This window comes from Microbacterium sp. HSID17254 (assembly GCF_003989315.1).
Lineage (GTDB): Bacteria > Actinomycetota > Actinomycetes > Actinomycetales > Microbacteriaceae > Microbacterium.
In genome coordinates this window covers 1-15,119 of record NZ_RBLT01000051.1, presented here as the reverse complement: position 1 = coordinate 15,119, position 15,119 = coordinate 1, and the positions used below count along the sequence as shown (strand labels likewise).

General features: G+C 71.2%; 15 protein-coding genes. 5 read left to right on the top strand and 10 right to left on the bottom strand.

From position 1 onward, the window contains the following. From D8M34_RS16530 to D8M34_RS16515, 4 genes are all read right to left on the bottom strand, one after another. Positions 1 to 313 (bottom strand): translation initiation factor IF-2 N-terminal domain-containing protein (locus D8M34_RS16530; protein ID WP_174235402.1); only part of this gene is annotated, 313 nt, incomplete at its 3' end. A gap of 94 nt (positions 314 to 407) precedes the next feature. After that, on the bottom strand, positions 408 to 662 hold the full coding sequence (locus D8M34_RS16525; RefSeq protein WP_081811550.1) for a YlxR family protein: 255 nt from the start codon (positions 660 to 662) through the stop codon (positions 408 to 410). A gap of 62 nt (positions 663 to 724) precedes the next feature. Next, a complete protein-coding gene (gene nusA / locus D8M34_RS16520; RefSeq protein ID WP_025103177.1) occupies positions 725 to 1,708 on the bottom strand; it encodes a transcription termination factor NusA in 984 nt (327 codons plus the stop codon). Positions 1,709 to 1,897: 189 nt separating this feature from the next. Beyond that, positions 1,898 to 2,938 carry an LOG family protein gene (locus D8M34_RS16515; RefSeq protein WP_025103176.1) on the bottom strand — a complete coding sequence of 347 codons (1,041 nt, stop codon included), beginning with the start codon at positions 2,936 to 2,938 and terminating at the stop codon, positions 1,898 to 1,900. 134 nt (positions 2,939 to 3,072) lie between these two features. Between D8M34_RS16515 and D8M34_RS16510 the strand changes: the two genes are divergently transcribed. Beyond that, positions 3,073 to 3,576 (top strand): pyridoxamine 5'-phosphate oxidase family protein, encoded by a 504-nt coding sequence (locus tag D8M34_RS16510; RefSeq protein WP_126894549.1) that lies wholly within the window; start codon positions 3,073 to 3,075, stop codon positions 3,574 to 3,576. 18 nt (positions 3,577 to 3,594) lie between these two features. Here D8M34_RS16510 and D8M34_RS16505 read toward each other — a convergent pair whose 3' ends face one another. Both D8M34_RS16505 and D8M34_RS16500 read right to left on the bottom strand, forming a co-directional pair. Next, positions 3,595 to 5,355, bottom strand: a complete 1,761-nt coding sequence (locus tag D8M34_RS16505) for a proline--tRNA ligase (RefSeq protein WP_126894548.1) — start codon at positions 5,353 to 5,355, stop codon at positions 3,595 to 3,597. A 39-nt stretch (positions 5,356 to 5,394) separates the two neighbouring features. Further along, a complete protein-coding gene (locus D8M34_RS16500; RefSeq protein ID WP_126894547.1) occupies positions 5,395 to 6,165 on the bottom strand; it encodes an isocitrate lyase/PEP mutase family protein in 771 nt (256 codons plus the stop codon). 78 nt (positions 6,166 to 6,243) lie between these two features. Between D8M34_RS16500 and D8M34_RS16495 the strand changes: the two genes are divergently transcribed. Next, a complete protein-coding gene (locus D8M34_RS16495) occupies positions 6,244 to 7,656 on the top strand; it encodes an RNB domain-containing ribonuclease (RefSeq protein WP_126894546.1) in 1,413 nt (470 codons plus the stop codon). A gap of 285 nt (positions 7,657 to 7,941) precedes the next feature. Here the strand turns inward: D8M34_RS16495 and D8M34_RS16490 are convergent, their stop codons facing one another. The 3 genes from D8M34_RS16490 to ispG are packed head-to-tail and all read right to left on the bottom strand — an operon-like array spanning position 7,942 to position 10,336. Then, positions 7,942 to 8,808, bottom strand: coding sequence for a hypothetical protein (locus D8M34_RS16490; RefSeq protein WP_126894545.1), 867 nt, complete (start codon positions 8,806 to 8,808; stop codon positions 7,942 to 7,944). Between the two features lie 51 nt (positions 8,809 to 8,859). Continuing rightward, complete coding sequence (locus D8M34_RS16485; protein WP_126894544.1) at positions 8,860 to 9,192, bottom strand: nuclear transport factor 2 family protein; 333 nt, start codon at positions 9,190 to 9,192, stop codon at positions 8,860 to 8,862. A 13-nt stretch (positions 9,193 to 9,205) separates the two neighbouring features. Beyond that, entirely contained in the window at positions 9,206 to 10,336 is a 1,131-nt protein-coding gene (ispG, locus tag D8M34_RS16480) for a flavodoxin-dependent (E)-4-hydroxy-3-methylbut-2-enyl-diphosphate synthase (protein WP_025103167.1), read from the bottom strand. A 210-nt stretch (positions 10,337 to 10,546) separates the two neighbouring features. On the opposite strand from ispG, the gene D8M34_RS16475 reads away from it, so the two are divergent. Further along, positions 10,547 to 12,430, top strand: coding sequence for a chorismate-binding protein (locus D8M34_RS16475; RefSeq protein ID WP_126894543.1), 1,884 nt, complete (start codon positions 10,547 to 10,549; stop codon positions 12,428 to 12,430). Positions 12,431 to 12,445: 15 nt separating this feature from the next. Here D8M34_RS16475 and D8M34_RS16470 read toward each other — a convergent pair whose 3' ends face one another. Continuing rightward, positions 12,446 to 13,759 carry a M50 family metallopeptidase gene (locus tag D8M34_RS16470; protein ID WP_126894542.1) on the bottom strand — a complete coding sequence of 438 codons (1,314 nt, stop codon included), beginning with the start codon at positions 13,757 to 13,759 and terminating at the stop codon, positions 12,446 to 12,448. Between the two features lie 66 nt (positions 13,760 to 13,825). Here D8M34_RS16470 and D8M34_RS16465 point away from each other — a divergent pair, with 66 nt between their 5' ends. Together D8M34_RS16465 and D8M34_RS16460 are read left to right on the top strand one after the other, a co-directional pair. Then, on the top strand, positions 13,826 to 14,410 hold the full coding sequence (locus tag D8M34_RS16465) for a hypothetical protein (protein ID WP_126894541.1): 585 nt from the start codon (positions 13,826 to 13,828) through the stop codon (positions 14,408 to 14,410). Between the two features lie 92 nt (positions 14,411 to 14,502). Next, a partial coding sequence (locus tag D8M34_RS16460) for a YcnI family copper-binding membrane protein (protein WP_126894540.1) occupies positions 14,503 to 15,119 on the top strand: 617 nt, incomplete at its 3' end.

Genomic DNA, 15,119 nt, shown 5'->3' with positions numbered 1-15,119 from the left:
GGGCGGGCGCCGGGCTCGGGGCGGGTGCGGCCGGAGCTGCAGGACCCGGCTTGGGGCCGGGCTTCGGACCGGGGGTGGGCGCCGAGGACTTCGGTGCCGGCTTCGCGGCGGGCTTCGCCGCAGCGGGCTCGGAGGCCGCCTTCAGGGACGGGTCGGCCTCGATCGCGGCGCGCAGCTTGCGCGCCACCGGGGGCTCGACCGTCGAGGACGGGCTCTTCACGAACTCGCCGAGTTCCTTGAGCTTCGCAAGTGCGACCTTGCTGTCGACGCCGAGTTCGGCGGCGATCTCATGTACGCGTGGTTTACCAGCCACAATTCTCCTGTCTGGGTCGGTCTGCCCAGACAGGGCAGACCACTAGTCGCGGACGGGTCTCATTTCGAGCCGTTCACTTTGTTTCCATAGCTGTTCAGCCTTTGTTTCTTGGTGGGTGCTGTTCGAAGATCCGTGTGTCCAGCTGAGTGGTCACACGCAGTGCTCTTCCGAAAGCTCGACGCCGCAGAGCGGCTTCCATGCACTCGGGTGTCGGATGCACCCACGCGCCACGCCCCGGCAGGACAGCACGCTCATCGGGGATGAGGGTGTCGTTCTGGGCAACCACCCTGAGCAGAGTGGAGCGGGGAGCACGCGTGCGGCAACCGACGCACGTTCGTACGGGTTCCATCTTACACCTGCGTTCCGTCCGTCCTCGCCGCCACCGGGCGTGGCGTCGAGGACGGACAGGGATCAGTCGAGGACGCTGTCCGGCTGGATGTCGATCTTGGCGCCGGTGAGCTTGGCGGCCAGGCGCGCGTTCTGACCCTCCTTGCCGATGGCGAGCGACAGCTGGTAGTCCGGCACGAGGGCGCGGACGGCCTTGGTGCTCGCGTCGAGGACGAACGAGCTCGTGACCTTCGCCGGCGACAGCGCGTGCGCCACGAACGTGGGCAGGTCGGCGTCGTAGTCGACGATGTCGATCTTCTCCCCCGCCAGCTCCTCCGTGACGGCCCGCACACGGCGCCCCATCTCGCCGATGCACGCGCCCTTGGCGTTGATGGCCGGGTCGTTCGCCTTCACCGCGATCTTGGTGCGGTGCCCGGCCTCGCGGGCCAGCGCGACGATCTCGACCAGGCCGGCCGCGATCTCGGGCACCTCGAGCGCGAACAGCTTGCGGACCAGGCCCGGGTGCGTGCGCGAGACGGTGATCTGCGGACCCTTGAGCCCCTTGGCGACGCTGGTGACGTAGACGCGCAGCCGGGACCCGTGCGTGTACTCCTCGCCGGGCACCTGCTCCTCGGGCGGGAGGATCGCCTCGACGGAGCCGAGGTCGACGTGGATCATGCGCGGGTTCGGACCCTGCTGGATCACGCCGGCGACGATGTCGCCCTCCTTGCCCTTGAACTCCCCGAGGACGGCGTCGTCCGCGATGTCCCGGAGGCGCTGGCTGATGACCTGCTTGGCGGCGAATGCGGCGATGCGCCCGAAGTCGTCCGGCGTCGCCTCCTCCTCGCCGATGATCGCACCCTCGTCGTCGCGGACGACCTGGAGGACGGCGACGTGGCCGGTCTTGCGGTCGAGGTGCACGCGGACGCCCTCCGGCGTCGCGCCGTCGGGCGAGACGTGCTTGGAGTACGCGGTCAGGATCGCCTGCTCGATGATCGAGACGAGCTCGTCGAACGGGATCGCCTTCTCCTTCTCGATCCCTCGCAGCAGACTCAGTTCGATGTCCATGACGGCCTCCCTATTCAGCTCTCGTCGCGCCCGAATGCACGCGCGACATCCGTACAACGATACCGTGTGCCGCGCGCCCGGGCCATCCGGCCTCCGCCGGCACAGGCCGTCGCGCGACAGCAGGCTCTCTGTGCGCGAGCAGCCTGCTTCCGCGCAGGTGCCTGTTCCGGCGGACAGTCCCGCGCCTGGTCAGGCCTTCGGCGCGGACGGGAGGGCGTTGAGCGCGCCGATCAGACGGAAGAGGTTGCCCACCTGACGCTGATCCAGGTGCAGGGCGAGGCGCGGGAGGTCGAGGCGGTCGTCGTCGGCGACCTCCGGGGACCGGGGAGCCGTGCGCTCGATCCGCCCGGTCGACAGGAGTGCGGCGAAGGCGGTGTTGAGCTCCTCGATCTCGGCGTCCGTCGGCTCGGCCTTGAGCCGCAGCACGAGCGTGTCCCCGACCCACCGCAGCGAGTCGTAGTTGCGCCAGAACCCGGTGATCTCGGCGCGGGCCTCCTCGACCGAGTCGGTGATGACGACGCGATCGAAGTCCCCCGGGGAGATCACCCCCATCGGGGCGAGGTGCTCGTCGACGAAGCGCCGCATGCCCTGCCAGAACGATCCGCCCTTCTCGTCGAGCAGCACGATCGGCGTCGGCTCGGCCTTCCCGGTCTGCTGCAGGGTGAGCAGCTCGAACATCTCGTCGAGCGTGCCGAAGCCCCCGGGCAGGCAGATGAATCCGCTCGACTCCTTGATGAGCATGAGCTTGCGCGTGAAGAAGTACTTCATCGCGACGACCTGATCGCTGCCCGCGACGAGACTATTCGCCTTCTCCTCGAAGGGGAGCCGGATGGAGACGCCGAGCGACAGCGCCGGCCCCGCCCCCTCGGCGGCGGCCTGCATGATCCCGGGGCCCGCGCCCGTGACGACCATCCAGCCGTCGTTCGCGAGCGCCGCCGCGACATCGCGCGCCTGCAGGTACAGCGGGTCGTCGTGGAGGGTGCGCGCGGAGCCGAACACCGTCACCTTCGGCACGCCGCGGAACGGGGCGAAGAGGCGGAACGCGTCGCGCATCTCGGCCAGGGCGGCGGAGGCGATCTTGAGGTCGAGGCGGTCGGTGTCGTCCTCACCGAGGAGCAGCGCCGTGCGGAGCATCCGCATCACGAGCCGGCGGTCCGAGGACACCCCCGCTTCGTCCAGCACATGGTTGATCTCGTCGCTCAGAGCGGCCGGCAGCGGTTCCTCGGTCATGCCCCCAGCGTCCCACGCGGCCTCCCGCCGACGGGACGCAACGCCGAGGATCCGCGCCCCCGCGCTCCGCAGCATGGGCGGGACACGGTGTCAACGCCCGTGCCCTCGGTCGGCGGTGGCGCCACGATGGCGACATGACAGAGATCACCGGACCCGAGGCCCTCGCCCGCATCAAGGAGCTCGTGGAGGACATCGACTTCACCATGCTCACCACCACCGACCCGGACGGGAACCTCGTCAGCCGGCCGATGTCGACCAGGCAGATGGACGACGCCGGCGCCATCTGGTTCTTCACGGCGGAAGACACGGAGAAGGTCGAGGAGGCGCGCCGTCACCATGATGTCGGGCTGGCCTACTGCGACGCGAAGGGCATGCGCTACGTGTCCGTCGCCGGCACCGCAGAGGTCGTCCACGACCGCGCGAAGATGGAGGAGCTCTACTCCCCCTCCCTCGACATCTGGTTCGAGGACGGGCTGGACACGCCCGGCATCGCCCTGCTCGCGGTCACCCCGGTCGTCGTCGAGTTCTGGGAACCGGCGAAGGGCAAGGTGGCGATGGCCGCCGGGGCGCTCAAGGCGCTGGTGACCCGAGACACCCCGGACGACGACATCATGAACCACGGCCGCGTCACCTGCTGAGCGACCGAGAGCGCCGGGTCAGCGCGTGGCGGAGAGCCGCTCCACGGCCTCGGCGACCGAGACCGCCTCGCGCTCGCCCGTGCGACGGTCCCAGAACTCCACCTGGCCGTCGGCGGCGCCCCGGCCGACGATCACGATCTTCGGGACGCCGACGAGTTCTGCATCACCGAACTTGACTCCGGGCGAGACCTTCGGACGGTCGTCGTAGAGCACGTCGAGCCCGGCGGCTTCGAGCTGCGCGGAGAGGTCCTCCGCGACGTCGAAGGCGACCTGGTCGCGCCCGGCGGCGACGACCTGCACGTCGAACGGGGCGACCGAGGCCGGCCAGATGAGGCCCTTGTCGTCGTTGTTGAGCTCGGCGATGATCGCCAGGATCCGCGTGACGCCGATGCCGTACGACCCCATGGTGACCGTGACGAGCTTGCCGTTCTCGTTGAGGACCTTGAGGCCGAGCGCCTCCGCGTACTTCCGTCCGAGCTGGAAGACGTGACCGATCTCCATGCCGCGGGCGAGCTCGACCGGACCGGAGCCGTCGGGCGCCGGGTCGCCGGCGCGCACGTTCGCGATCTCCACGATGCCGTCCGCCTCGAAGTCGCGTCCGGCGACGACGGAGTGCGCGTGCTTCTGGTCGATGTTCGCGCCGGTGACCCAGCTCGTGCCCTCGCTCACGCGGGGGTCGACGAGGTAGCGGATGCCGGTCGCGGACTCCTCGCCCAGCACGGCGCCTGTGGGCGACCACGGACCGATGTAGCCCTTCACCAGAAGGGGGTTGTTCTCGAAGTCCTCGGCGGTGGCGGTCTCGACCTCGGCCGGCGCGAAGGCCACCTCGGCGCGCTTCTCGTCCACCTCGCGGTCGCCGGGGATGCCGACGATCACGAGCTCACGGGTGCCGTCGAGGTGCTTCAAGGCGAGGACCACGTTCTTGAGCGTGTCGGCGGCGGTGTACTCGCCGTCGAGCTCGCGGTTGCAGTGCGCCACGAGCGTCTCGATGGTCGGCGTGTCCGGAGAGTCGAAGATCACGGGGGCGCCGTCGGCATCGAACGGGAGCGGCGCGGGTACCGGGGTGCTGAAGGCCTCGACGTTGGCCGCGTAGCCGCCGGCACTGCGGACGAACGTGTCCTCGCCCACGGGGGTCGGGTGCAGGAACTCCTCGCTCCGCGAACCGCCCATGGCCCCCGCGTCGGCCTGCACGATCGCGTACTCGAGGCCCAGCCGCTGGAAGATGCGCTCGTACGCGTCCCGCTGCGCCTGGTAGCTCGCATCCAGCCCCTCGTCGGAGGCGTCGAAGGAGTAGGCGTCCTTCATCGTGAACTCGCGGCCGCGGAGGAGCCCGGCGCGCGGCCGGGCCTCGTCGCGGTACTTGTCCTGGATCTGGAAGATCGTCAGCGGCAGGTCCTTGTACGACGAGTACAGGTCCTTCACGAGGAGCGTGAACGCCTCCTCGTGCGTCGGCGCCAGCAGGTAGTCCCCGCCCTTGCGGTCCTGGAGGCGGAACAGCAGATCGCCGTACTCGTCCCAGCGCCCAGTGGCCTCGTACGCCTCGCGCGGCATCAGCGCGGGGAAGTGCACCTCCTGCGCACCCGCGGCGGCCATCTCCTCGCGGATGACGGTCTCGATCTTCGCCTTGACGCGCAGGCCGAGCGGCAGCCACGCGAAGATGCCTGCCGCCTGCGGTCGGATGTACCCGGCGCGGATCAGCAGCTTGTGACTGGCGACCTCGGCACCGGCAGGATCTTCGCGGAGCGTACGGAGGAAGAAGTTCGAAAGACGAGTGACCACGGCTCAAGTGTAGTGAGCCGCGGTCACCCGCCTCGTCGCTCAGTTGAGGGCCGGGAGTCCCTGCGGCACGACACCGCCGCCGTAGAGGCTCTCCGCGAGCTCCTGCAGAGCCGTGAGCGCCACGCGCTGCGGCAGCGGACCGTAGGAGATGCGGGCCACGCCGAGCTTCTCGTACTCGGAGGCGGCGAGCGCGCCGGGGATGCCGATCACGCTGACCTTGCGCTCACCGATCCCCTCGACGAGCTGACGCGTGACGTTCGCGTCGAGGATGCCGGGGACGAAGACCGCGGTGGCGCCCGCGTCGAGGAAGGCGCGACCGCGCTGGATGGCATCCGCGATGCTCTGCTCCACGGGGCGCGATCCGGCGCGCACGAACGCGTCGGTCCGGGCGTTGAGGGCGAACGGCACGCCCTCGGCCTCCGCGGCCTTCACGATGGCCTCGACGACGGCGACCGATTCGTCGAGCGGCTTGAGGCGGTCCTCGACGTTCGCGCCGACGACGCCGGCCGCGATCGCGAGGCGGGTGGTCTCCCCCGCGTCGCCGTACCCGTCGTCCAGGTCGGCGGTGACGGGAACGGACACGGCCGCCGCGATCCGTCCGACCATGTCGATCATGACGTCGCGCGGGGTGTCCCCGTCGTCGTAGCCGAACGACGCGGCGATGCCGTGACCGGCGGTGGCGATCGCCTTCGTCTCCGGCAGCGTGGCGACGGCGCGTGCGGAGACGACATCCCACACGTTCACCACACGGAGGATCTCCGGGGCGTCATAGAGTTCGACGAGGGTCTGGGCCTTGGCAGCAGTGGTCATGTCCCCACGCTAGCGGCCGATGCGGGCACGCGGGCCGGCTGCGGCGGATCGTCCCGGTGCTCGACCTAGGCTGGCGGCATGCCCCAGCGCCGCTCGCATGTCTCCCCCTCCGCCGCTCAGACCGAGCTCGCCGCGGCGCTCTCCGCGCTGCGGGAGGCCCTGGACACGCCGACCGTGTTTCCCGCCGACGTGCTCGCCGAGGCGGAAGCGGCCTCGGCCACGACCCCGGAGCTCGACCTCACGGACATCCCGTTCGCGACCCTCGACCCGGCGGGCGCCCGTGACCTCGACCAGGCCTTCCACCTCGAACGCGACGGCGACGGCTATCGGGTGCGGTACGCCATCGCGGACGTGCCGGGTTTCGTCACCCCCGGTGGTGCCGTGGACGCGGAGGCCCGCCGACGGGGACAGACCCTGTACGCCGCGGACGGCACGATCCCGCTGCATCCGCCGGTGCTGAGCGAGGACCGCGTCTCCCTGCTCCCCGATGTCGACCGTCCCGCACTCGTGTGGACGTTCGCGCTGGATGCCGCGGGCACCGTGACCGACTTCCGGCTGGAGCGCGCCCTCATCCGGTCCCGTGCGCAGCTCGACTACGCGTCCACCCAGGAGGCGCTGGACCGGGGCGACGGCGGCCACGCGGCCCTGCTGCCGGAGATCGGTGCCCTCCGCCTCGAGCAGGAGCGTGGGCGCGGTGGAGCCAGCCTCAACGTCCCGGACGAGGAGGTCGTGCGCACCGAGGACGGCACCTATGCGATCGAGCGCCGCAGCCCCCTGCCCGTGGAGGAGTGGAACGCGCAGCTGTCGCTCATGACCGGGATCGCGGCCGCGACGCTCATGATCGACGCAGGCGTGGGCATCCTCCGCACGATGCCGGAGCCGAACGAGGCGGCTTTCGCGGCCTTCCGTCACCAGACGGAGGCGCTCGGGCGCCCGTGGACCGACGGCACGTACGGCGAGTACCTCCGCGGCCTCGACCGCTCCGACCCGATGACCCTCCCGGTGCTGGAAGCCGCCGCCTCGCTGTTCCGCGGTGCGGGGTACCTCGTGTTCGACGGGGAGCCGCCCGCCGACGCCGTGCAGGCCGCGATCGGCGCCCCGTACGCACATGCGACCGCTCCCCTCCGCCGGCTCGTCGACCGCTGGGTCCTCACCATCTGCCTCGCCGTGTCGACGGGACAGCCGGTGCCGGAGTGGGTGCGCTCCTCCCTCGGCGACCTCCCCGCGCTCATGCAGGACTCGGGCCGACGGGCGTCGCAGCTGGACGCGGACACCGTGAACCGCGTCGAGGCCGCGCTGCTCACGCCTCTGGTCGGGCAGACGGTCGAGGCGACGGTCATCGAGCTCCGGGGCGAGCGGGCCGCCGTCCAGATCGCGGAGCCCGCGGTCACGACGACCGCGGCGGTGGGTCTCGCCAGGCCCGGGGACGTGGTGCGGCTGCGCGTCGTGCGCGTGGACATCGCGACGGGCGAGATTGAGCTCGCCGTCTGACTCCGCCGGGTCAGGCGAGGACGCCGGATCAGGCGCTTACCGGCGCAAGAGCCTGTGCTGCCGCGTTCGCCTGATCCTCCACCAGCGTCAGCCTGAGGGAGACGGTCGTCGGCAGCTCTCGGGACGATGTCCGTGCGGGTCGGCGAGGAACTGGAACTCGCCGGTGGTCGGGTGCAGGCGGGGTTCGTGCGCTGACCTCATCGCAAGAACAGGCAGGCACGCGACAGCAGGCGACACCGGCTGCTGGCGCCTGTCCTCGCGCGAATGCCTGAGGCGGGCGAGGGCTCAGGAGGCGGGAGTCGCGGTCGTCGTCATCACGAGGAGCTGCGGGTCGGACAGATCCAGAGTCACCGCGATGGCGGCGAATTCCGCGAGGGAACGGACGTGGGTGCCGCCGCAGAGGATCACGGCCTCGCCCTCGGGGAGGTCGCAGTGCCAGCGTCGCCGGTCGACGATGGTCGGTCCGTCCACCTCGATGCGGCTCGCGGCAGCGGAGCCGACCCATGCGGCGAGCTGTGCGTTGATGCGCTGCTCGCGGTCCGCCAGCGTGGCCGCGAACGTCTCGGTGTCGAAACCCGCGCGGCGCAGGCTCTTGCCCAGGCGGTACTCGTCGACGGCGCCGTCCTCGTGGATGCGGCTGGACTGGTTCGCCCGTCCCTCGAAGTCCGGGTTTCCCAGCGCATCCTCCCCCGGGTCCTTGCGCCAGAGGTCGGCGACCGCGAGATCCAGGGCGAGGGAGGCGAGGTGGCACGCGGTGTGACCGCGGCTGAGGCCGGCACGGTGCGCCTCGTCGACCGAGAGCGCCACGCGCGTCCCCTCCGCGAGCCAGGCGGGCGCGGCACCATCGAGCCGGTGGCCCACCAGCCACGTCCACCCCTCGGTCCCGCGCTTGACGGGGATCGCGCTGCCCACCGCGAACGCGCCGTCATCCGAGACCGCCGCCATGAGCGCCTCGGTCACGGCGACGGCTCCGTCCTCGCCGGAGATGTCGCCGGTATCGCCGGGCTGATCGGGCCAGGTGTGATCGACGGGGTGGAACGGCGTGGCGTCGACGACGACCACGGTTCCGTCGGCGTCGTCGGCCACGCGGGTCACGACCGCGTCTCCGCGGAGGCTGCCGTCCGGGAAGGTGACGATCGTGGGCGTGGTCATGGGGCTCCTCGGAGAGACGACGGAAGGGTGGTGCCGGTCAGGCACGGGGTGTCAGTGGGACGGCGGGATCGTGAAGCTGGCGAGCCGGTCGCCGTCGACGACGAAGATCCCATCGGACTCGCCGTTGAAGACGCGACTGCTCCACGCGAACCGGATGCGCGTCGTGTCGCCGTCCGTGGCGGCCGAGAGCACGGTCATCCGCGCCCCGGCGCCGATCGCATCGCTGTCCGCCCAGCCGCGCACGCCGTCGGCACCGGCTTTCACGGTGCCCCAGTCGCTCACGAAGCCGTCCGCGGTGAACGCGGCGACGAAGGCGTCGGTGTGCCCGGCGTTGATCGCGTCGATCATGGCCTGGACCGGCGCGGGCAGGAGGATGTCGGACACGGCACTCCTCGGATCAGGCGGTGACGACCTGGGCGGTGCCGAGCGGAGCGTCCGGTCCCATCTCGGCGGCGATGCGGTTCGCCTCCTCGATGAGGGTGGCGACGATGTCGGCTTCCGGGACGGTCTTGATGACCTCGCCCTTGACGAAGATCTGGCCCTTGCCGTTGCCGGAGGCGACACCGAGGTCGGCCTCGCGTGCCTCACCCGGGCCGTTCACGACGCAGCCCATGACGGCGACGCGCAGCGGCACCGTCATCTCCTTGAGCCCCTCGGTGACGTCTTCCGCGAGCGTGTAGACGTCGACCTGAGCCCGACCGCAGGACGGGCACGAGACGATCTCGAGCTTGCGCTCCCGGAGGTTGAGGGACTGCAGGATCTGGTGACCGACCTTGACCTCCTCGGCCGGCGGCGCGGACAGCGAGACGCGGATGGTGTCGCCGATGCCCTCCCCCAGCAGGATGCCGAAGGCGGTCGCGCTCTTGATCGTGCCCTGGAAGGCCGGTCCCGCTTCGGTCACGCCGAGGTGCAGCGGCCAGTCGCCCCGCTCGGCGAGCTGACGGTAGGCCTTGACCATGACGACCGGGTCGTTGTGCTTGACCGAGATCTTGAAGTCGTGGAAGTCGTGCTCCTCGAACAGCGACGCCTCCCAGACCGCACTCTCGACGAGGGCCTCCGGCGTGGCCTTGCCGTACTTCTCGAGCAGGCGACGGTCGAGCGAGCCCGCGTTCACGCCGATGCGGAGCGAGACGCCCGCGTCCTTGGCGGCCTTCGCGATCTCGCCGACCTGGTCGTCGAACTTGCGGATGTTGCCCGGGTTCACGCGCACGGCCGCACAGCCGGCGTCGATCGCCTGGAAGACGTACTTCGGCTGGAAGTGGATGTCGGCGATGACCGGGATCTGGCTCTTCTTCGCGATGATGTGCAGCACGTCGGCGTCGTCCTGCGAGGGCACGGCGACGCGGACGATCTCGCAGCCGGAGGCGGTGAGCTCCGCGATCTGCTGCAGCGTCCCGTTGATGTCGGTGGTCTTCGTCGTCGTCATCGACTGCACGCTGACGGGCGCATCGCCGCCGACGAGGACCTTGCCCACCTTGATCTGACGGGACTTGCGACGCGGGGCGAGGACTTCGGGGACCTTCGGCATCCCAAGATTCACTGCTGGCACGATCCCAGCCTACGCCGCCCGGATGCGGAAGGGCTGGATGCGGCGGGTGTGGTAGTTTCGCCCCATGATCGCGCACATCACCTGGTGGCCCGCCTCCTAGGCGGTGTGTTCGCGTTCCCTCGAATCCAGACCGCCTCCGGGGCGGTCTTTTCGTTGCGCCGAGCCGGAGCCCTCGCACAGGAGACATCGATGACCCTCTCTCGCCTCGACGAGCTCAGCGCCGACCCCACCGCGTCCTTCGTGCTGATCGCCCGGGACGGCGCGGACACCGTCGAGCTGCTCACCGGAGATGTGACCGACGTCGACCTGCTCGCCGACATCCCCCTGACGGTCGAGGGAGAGCCGCGGGAGGTGTTCGCGCTCGTCCCGTATCGGCAGGTCCGCGAACGCGGCTTCGTGGCCCAGGACGACGGCGCCCCGTTGCGCTGCCTCGTCGTCGCGGAGCACCTCGACCTGCCAACTGCTGCTGTGCTCGACGCGCTTCCGACCGCCCCGATCGCGCTCCGCGATGAGGGCTTCGACATCGCGGACGAGGAGTACGCGCGGATCGTCGAGACCGTGATCGCGGACGAGATCGGCCGCGGCGAGGGTGCGAACTTCGTCATCCGCCGCGATTTCACCGCGACCGTCGACGCCGACGGGCGCCAGGCGGCGCTCACCTGGTTCCGGGCTCTGCTCGCCCACGAGCGCGGCGCCTACTGGACGTTCGCGGTCGTCACCCCCGGGCACATCGCGGTCGGGGCGAGCCCCGAGGCGCACGTCGTGGCCCGCGGCGGCGTCGTCACCATGAACCCCATCTCGGGCACCTTCCGGCATCCGGCCGGCGGCGCGACGAAGGAGACGCTCACCGACTTCCTGGCGTCGACCAAGGAGACCGAGGAGCTGTTCATGGTCGTGGACGAGGAGCTCAAGATGATGAGCGCCGTCTGCGCCGACGGCGGACGCATCACCGGCCCGCATCTCAAGGAGATGTCGCGGCTGACGCACACCGAGTACATGCTGCGCGGACGGAGCGGGCTGGACCCGCGGGACATCCTCCGCGAGACGATGTTCGCCCCGACCGTCACCGGCTCCCCCATGCAGAACGCCTGCGCCGTGATCCGGCGGCACGAGCGCAAGCCCCGGGGCTACTACTCGGGCGTCGCGGCGCTCTTCACGCCCAACGCCGATGGCGGGCACGACCTCGACGCGCCCATCCTCATCCGCACCGTGTACCTGCGCGACGGCGAGCTGAGCGTGCCCGTCGGCGCGACCCTCGTCCGCCACTCGGACCCGCACGGCGAGGTGTCCGAGACCCACGGCAAGGCCGCCGGCGTGCTCGGCGCGATCGGCGCGATCGATCGGGACCGCGTCGCCGAGGCCCGCAGCGACGCCGACGCCCCCGGTGAGCCGCGGCGTCTCGCGGACGACCCGGACGTCGCCGCGCTCCTCTCCTCGCGCAACGCCCGCCTCGCCGAGTTCTGGCTGAACCCGCAGGGCGAGGACTTCACCGGTCCGTTCTCCGGCCGCTCCGCCCTCGTCGTCGACGCCGAGGACCGCTTCACGACGATGCTCGCGCATCAGCTGCGGCACCTCGGGCTCGACGTGACCATCGCGTCCTGGGACGAGGTGGACGACGGGGCGGTCGAGACGGCCGATCTCGTCGTCGCCGGCCCCGGCCCCGGCGACCCCCGAGACGACGCGAGCCCGCGCATCGCCCGGATGCGCGAGGTCGTGGCGGCCCGCCTGCAGGCGCATTCGCCGCTGCTCGCGGTCTGCCTGAGCCACCAGATCCTGGCGGACCGGATGGGGATCGCGCTGACGCCCCTCGACGCTCCGCACCAGGGGCTGCAGAAGGCCGTGCCGGTGTTCGGCGAGGACGCCTCGATCGGGTTCTACAACACCTTCACGGCACGGGTCGACCCCGGAGCGACCACGGTGGGCGCGGCCGAGGTCTCCGCGGATCCGGTGACCGGAGACGTCTACGCGCTCCGCGGCGACGGCTTCGCATCGGTGCAGGGCCACCTCGAATCGATCCTGTCCCGCGACGGCATCCGCACGCTGGAGCGCCTGGCGGCGCACGCCCTGCGCTGAGCGCGTTCCGGCCGCTCAGCCCAGGAGCTTGACCGGGTTGAACAGGTCGGCCACGAGCAGGAGCGCGCCCATCGCGATCAGCAGCGTCGCGACGACGACGGTCAGCGGCACGAGCTTGGTGGCGTCGACCGGGGCCGGGGGCGGCCGCCGGAACAGCTTCGCCCACGCCCGCTTGATCCCCTCCCACAGCGCGACGACGATGTGCCCGCCGTCGAGCGGCAGCAGCGGGATCAGGTTGAAGACGAAGAGCGCGACGTTGAGCGAGCCGAGAAGGCCGAGCAGCACGGCGAAGCGGTTGAGCACCGGAGCGTCCGTCGCGGCCACCTCGCCCGCGAGACGCCCGACGCCGACGACGCTCAGCGGCCCGTTCGGATCGCGTTCCCCTCCCGTCACGAGCGAGACCCCGACGTCCCACAGCCGCACCGGGAGCGTGACGATCAGCGAGCCGACCCGGGCGACGGTGTCCGCCGCCAGCTGGGGTCCGGCGGTCAGCGGCTGCTGCACGTAGCCCATCTGCGCGATCATCCCCGCGTAGCCGACCTCCTTCACGACGGGATCGCCGTCGTCGTCGAGCACCGGCTGCCCGCTCGCGTCCGTGATGGTGCGCTCCGCGGCGATGGGGGTGAGGGTCAGCGTCCGCTCGGTGCCGTCCCGGCGCACGATGAGGTCGAGGGGCTCGCCCGGTGAGGCCTGGACGATGGCGGTGGCCTCCGCGAAGGTCGACACCGGCTTCCCGTCGATCGACACGAGGACGTCGCCCGGCTGCACATCGGCCGCAGCGGCCGGGGACTCCGGATCGTCGGCCCCGCACTCGGTCGCCGTCGACGACGCGGGGACCACGCACTCGTTCACCGCCGCGACCGTCGTGGTGCCCTGCTGCACGCCGATCCCGCTGACGAGGACCGTGAAGATCACCACGGCCAGCACGAGATTCATGAGCGGTCCGCCGAGCATCACGATCACGCGCTTCCACACCGGCAGCTTGTAGAAGACCCGGTCCTCGGCGCCTTCCGCGATGGTCTCGTCGTTGGCCGAGCGCGCGTCCTGGATGAGCGTGCGGAACGCCCCGGACGCGGGCCCGCTGTCTTTCGACGACGGATACATCCCCGACATGGAAATGAAGCCGCCCAGGGGCAGGAGCTTGAAGCCGTACTCCGTCTCGCCGATCCGCTTCGACCACAGGCGCGGCCCGAAGCCGATCATGTATTGGCCGACACGCACGCCGAAGAGCTTCGCGGGGACGAGGTGGCCGACCTCGTGCAGACCGATCGAGAGGCCGAGGCCGATCAGCATGAACACGATGCCGCCCAGATAGAGCAGGAATTCCACGAGCCCACGCTACTGCCCGCCGCCTAGGAATCCGCCCGGCTCGCGCAGCGTCGCTAGGCTGGCACGATGACGTCCCGGCAGCTGCGCTTCCTCCGCGCCGCCGCCGTGTCCGCGATCGCCACGCTCCTCGCGGCCGTCTCCCACACGCTCGCCGGCGGGGCCGCCCCGCACCCGCTGCTCATCGCCGCCGTCGCGACGCTCTTCGTGCCGCTCTCCGCCGCCGTGGTCGGCCGGCGGTCCTCGCGCGCCCGAGTCGCGGTGGCCGTGGTCCTGGCGCAGGGCGCGTTCCACCTGCTCTTCCAGCTCCTGGGGGCGCCCACCGCCGAGGAGGCGCCGGGACTCGGCGTCCACTCCCACCACCTCGACCTGAGCGCACTCGGCCCGCTGTCACCGGCCGCAGGGCCAGGAGCGCTGATGCTGTCGGCGCACCTCGTCGCCGCCCTGCTGACGACGGTGCTGCTGTGGCATGGCGAGAGCGTGCTGCGCACGATCGCCCGCTGGTTCCAGGCCGCCCTCCGACGCACGGCGACGCCCGCCTCCACGCCGCCCGCTCCCCCGCGTCCTCTGCGCTCCGCCCTCCTCCCTCCGCTCGACGTCGCGACGACCGCCGTGGTCTCGCGACGCGGTCCTCCGCTGCTCGTCGGCGGCTGAGCCGCCCCTCGATCCGGCCGTCGCCGTTCGACGGCCCATCCTTCCGGGCTGCGCTGTTCCGGCGCGCCCGCACACGAGCATCTGGAGACCCCATGTCGAACACCACCATCCGTCCCCGTCGTCCGCGCCGCACCCTCCTCGGAGCCACCGGCGTCGTCGGCGGACTCGCCCTCGCCCTCGCCGTCCCCGCGATGGCCGGGGCGCACGTCAGCGTCAGCCCGGACGAGCTCGCCGCGGGCGACCACGGCGTGCTGACCTTCTCGTTCTCGCACGGCTGCGGCACCTCGCCCACCACCGCCCTGCGCATCACCATGCCGGACGGTCTCGCCTCGGTAGCCCCCACGCTCGACGGCGACTGGACCATCCAGGTCGAGCGCGGCGACGACGGTCTCGTGAGCGCCGTCACGTACACCGCCCTCACGCCGGTGCCGACCGACCTGCGCGGCGCCGTGAGCATGTCGGTGGGCCTGGATGAGGACACGCCCGAAACGCTCGCCTTCCCGGTGGTCCAGCAGTGCGTGGACGGCGCGACCGAGTGGACGCAGCTCGCCGAGAAGGGTGAGGACCCGCACGACCTCGACTCCCCCGCGCCTGTCGTGACGGTCACGGACGGCACCGCGGACGGTCACGGCACGAGCGCCGCGCCGCAGCCCGCGACGGCGGACGACGGCGACGACGCGCTGGGCATCGCGCTGGGTGCCGGCGGTCT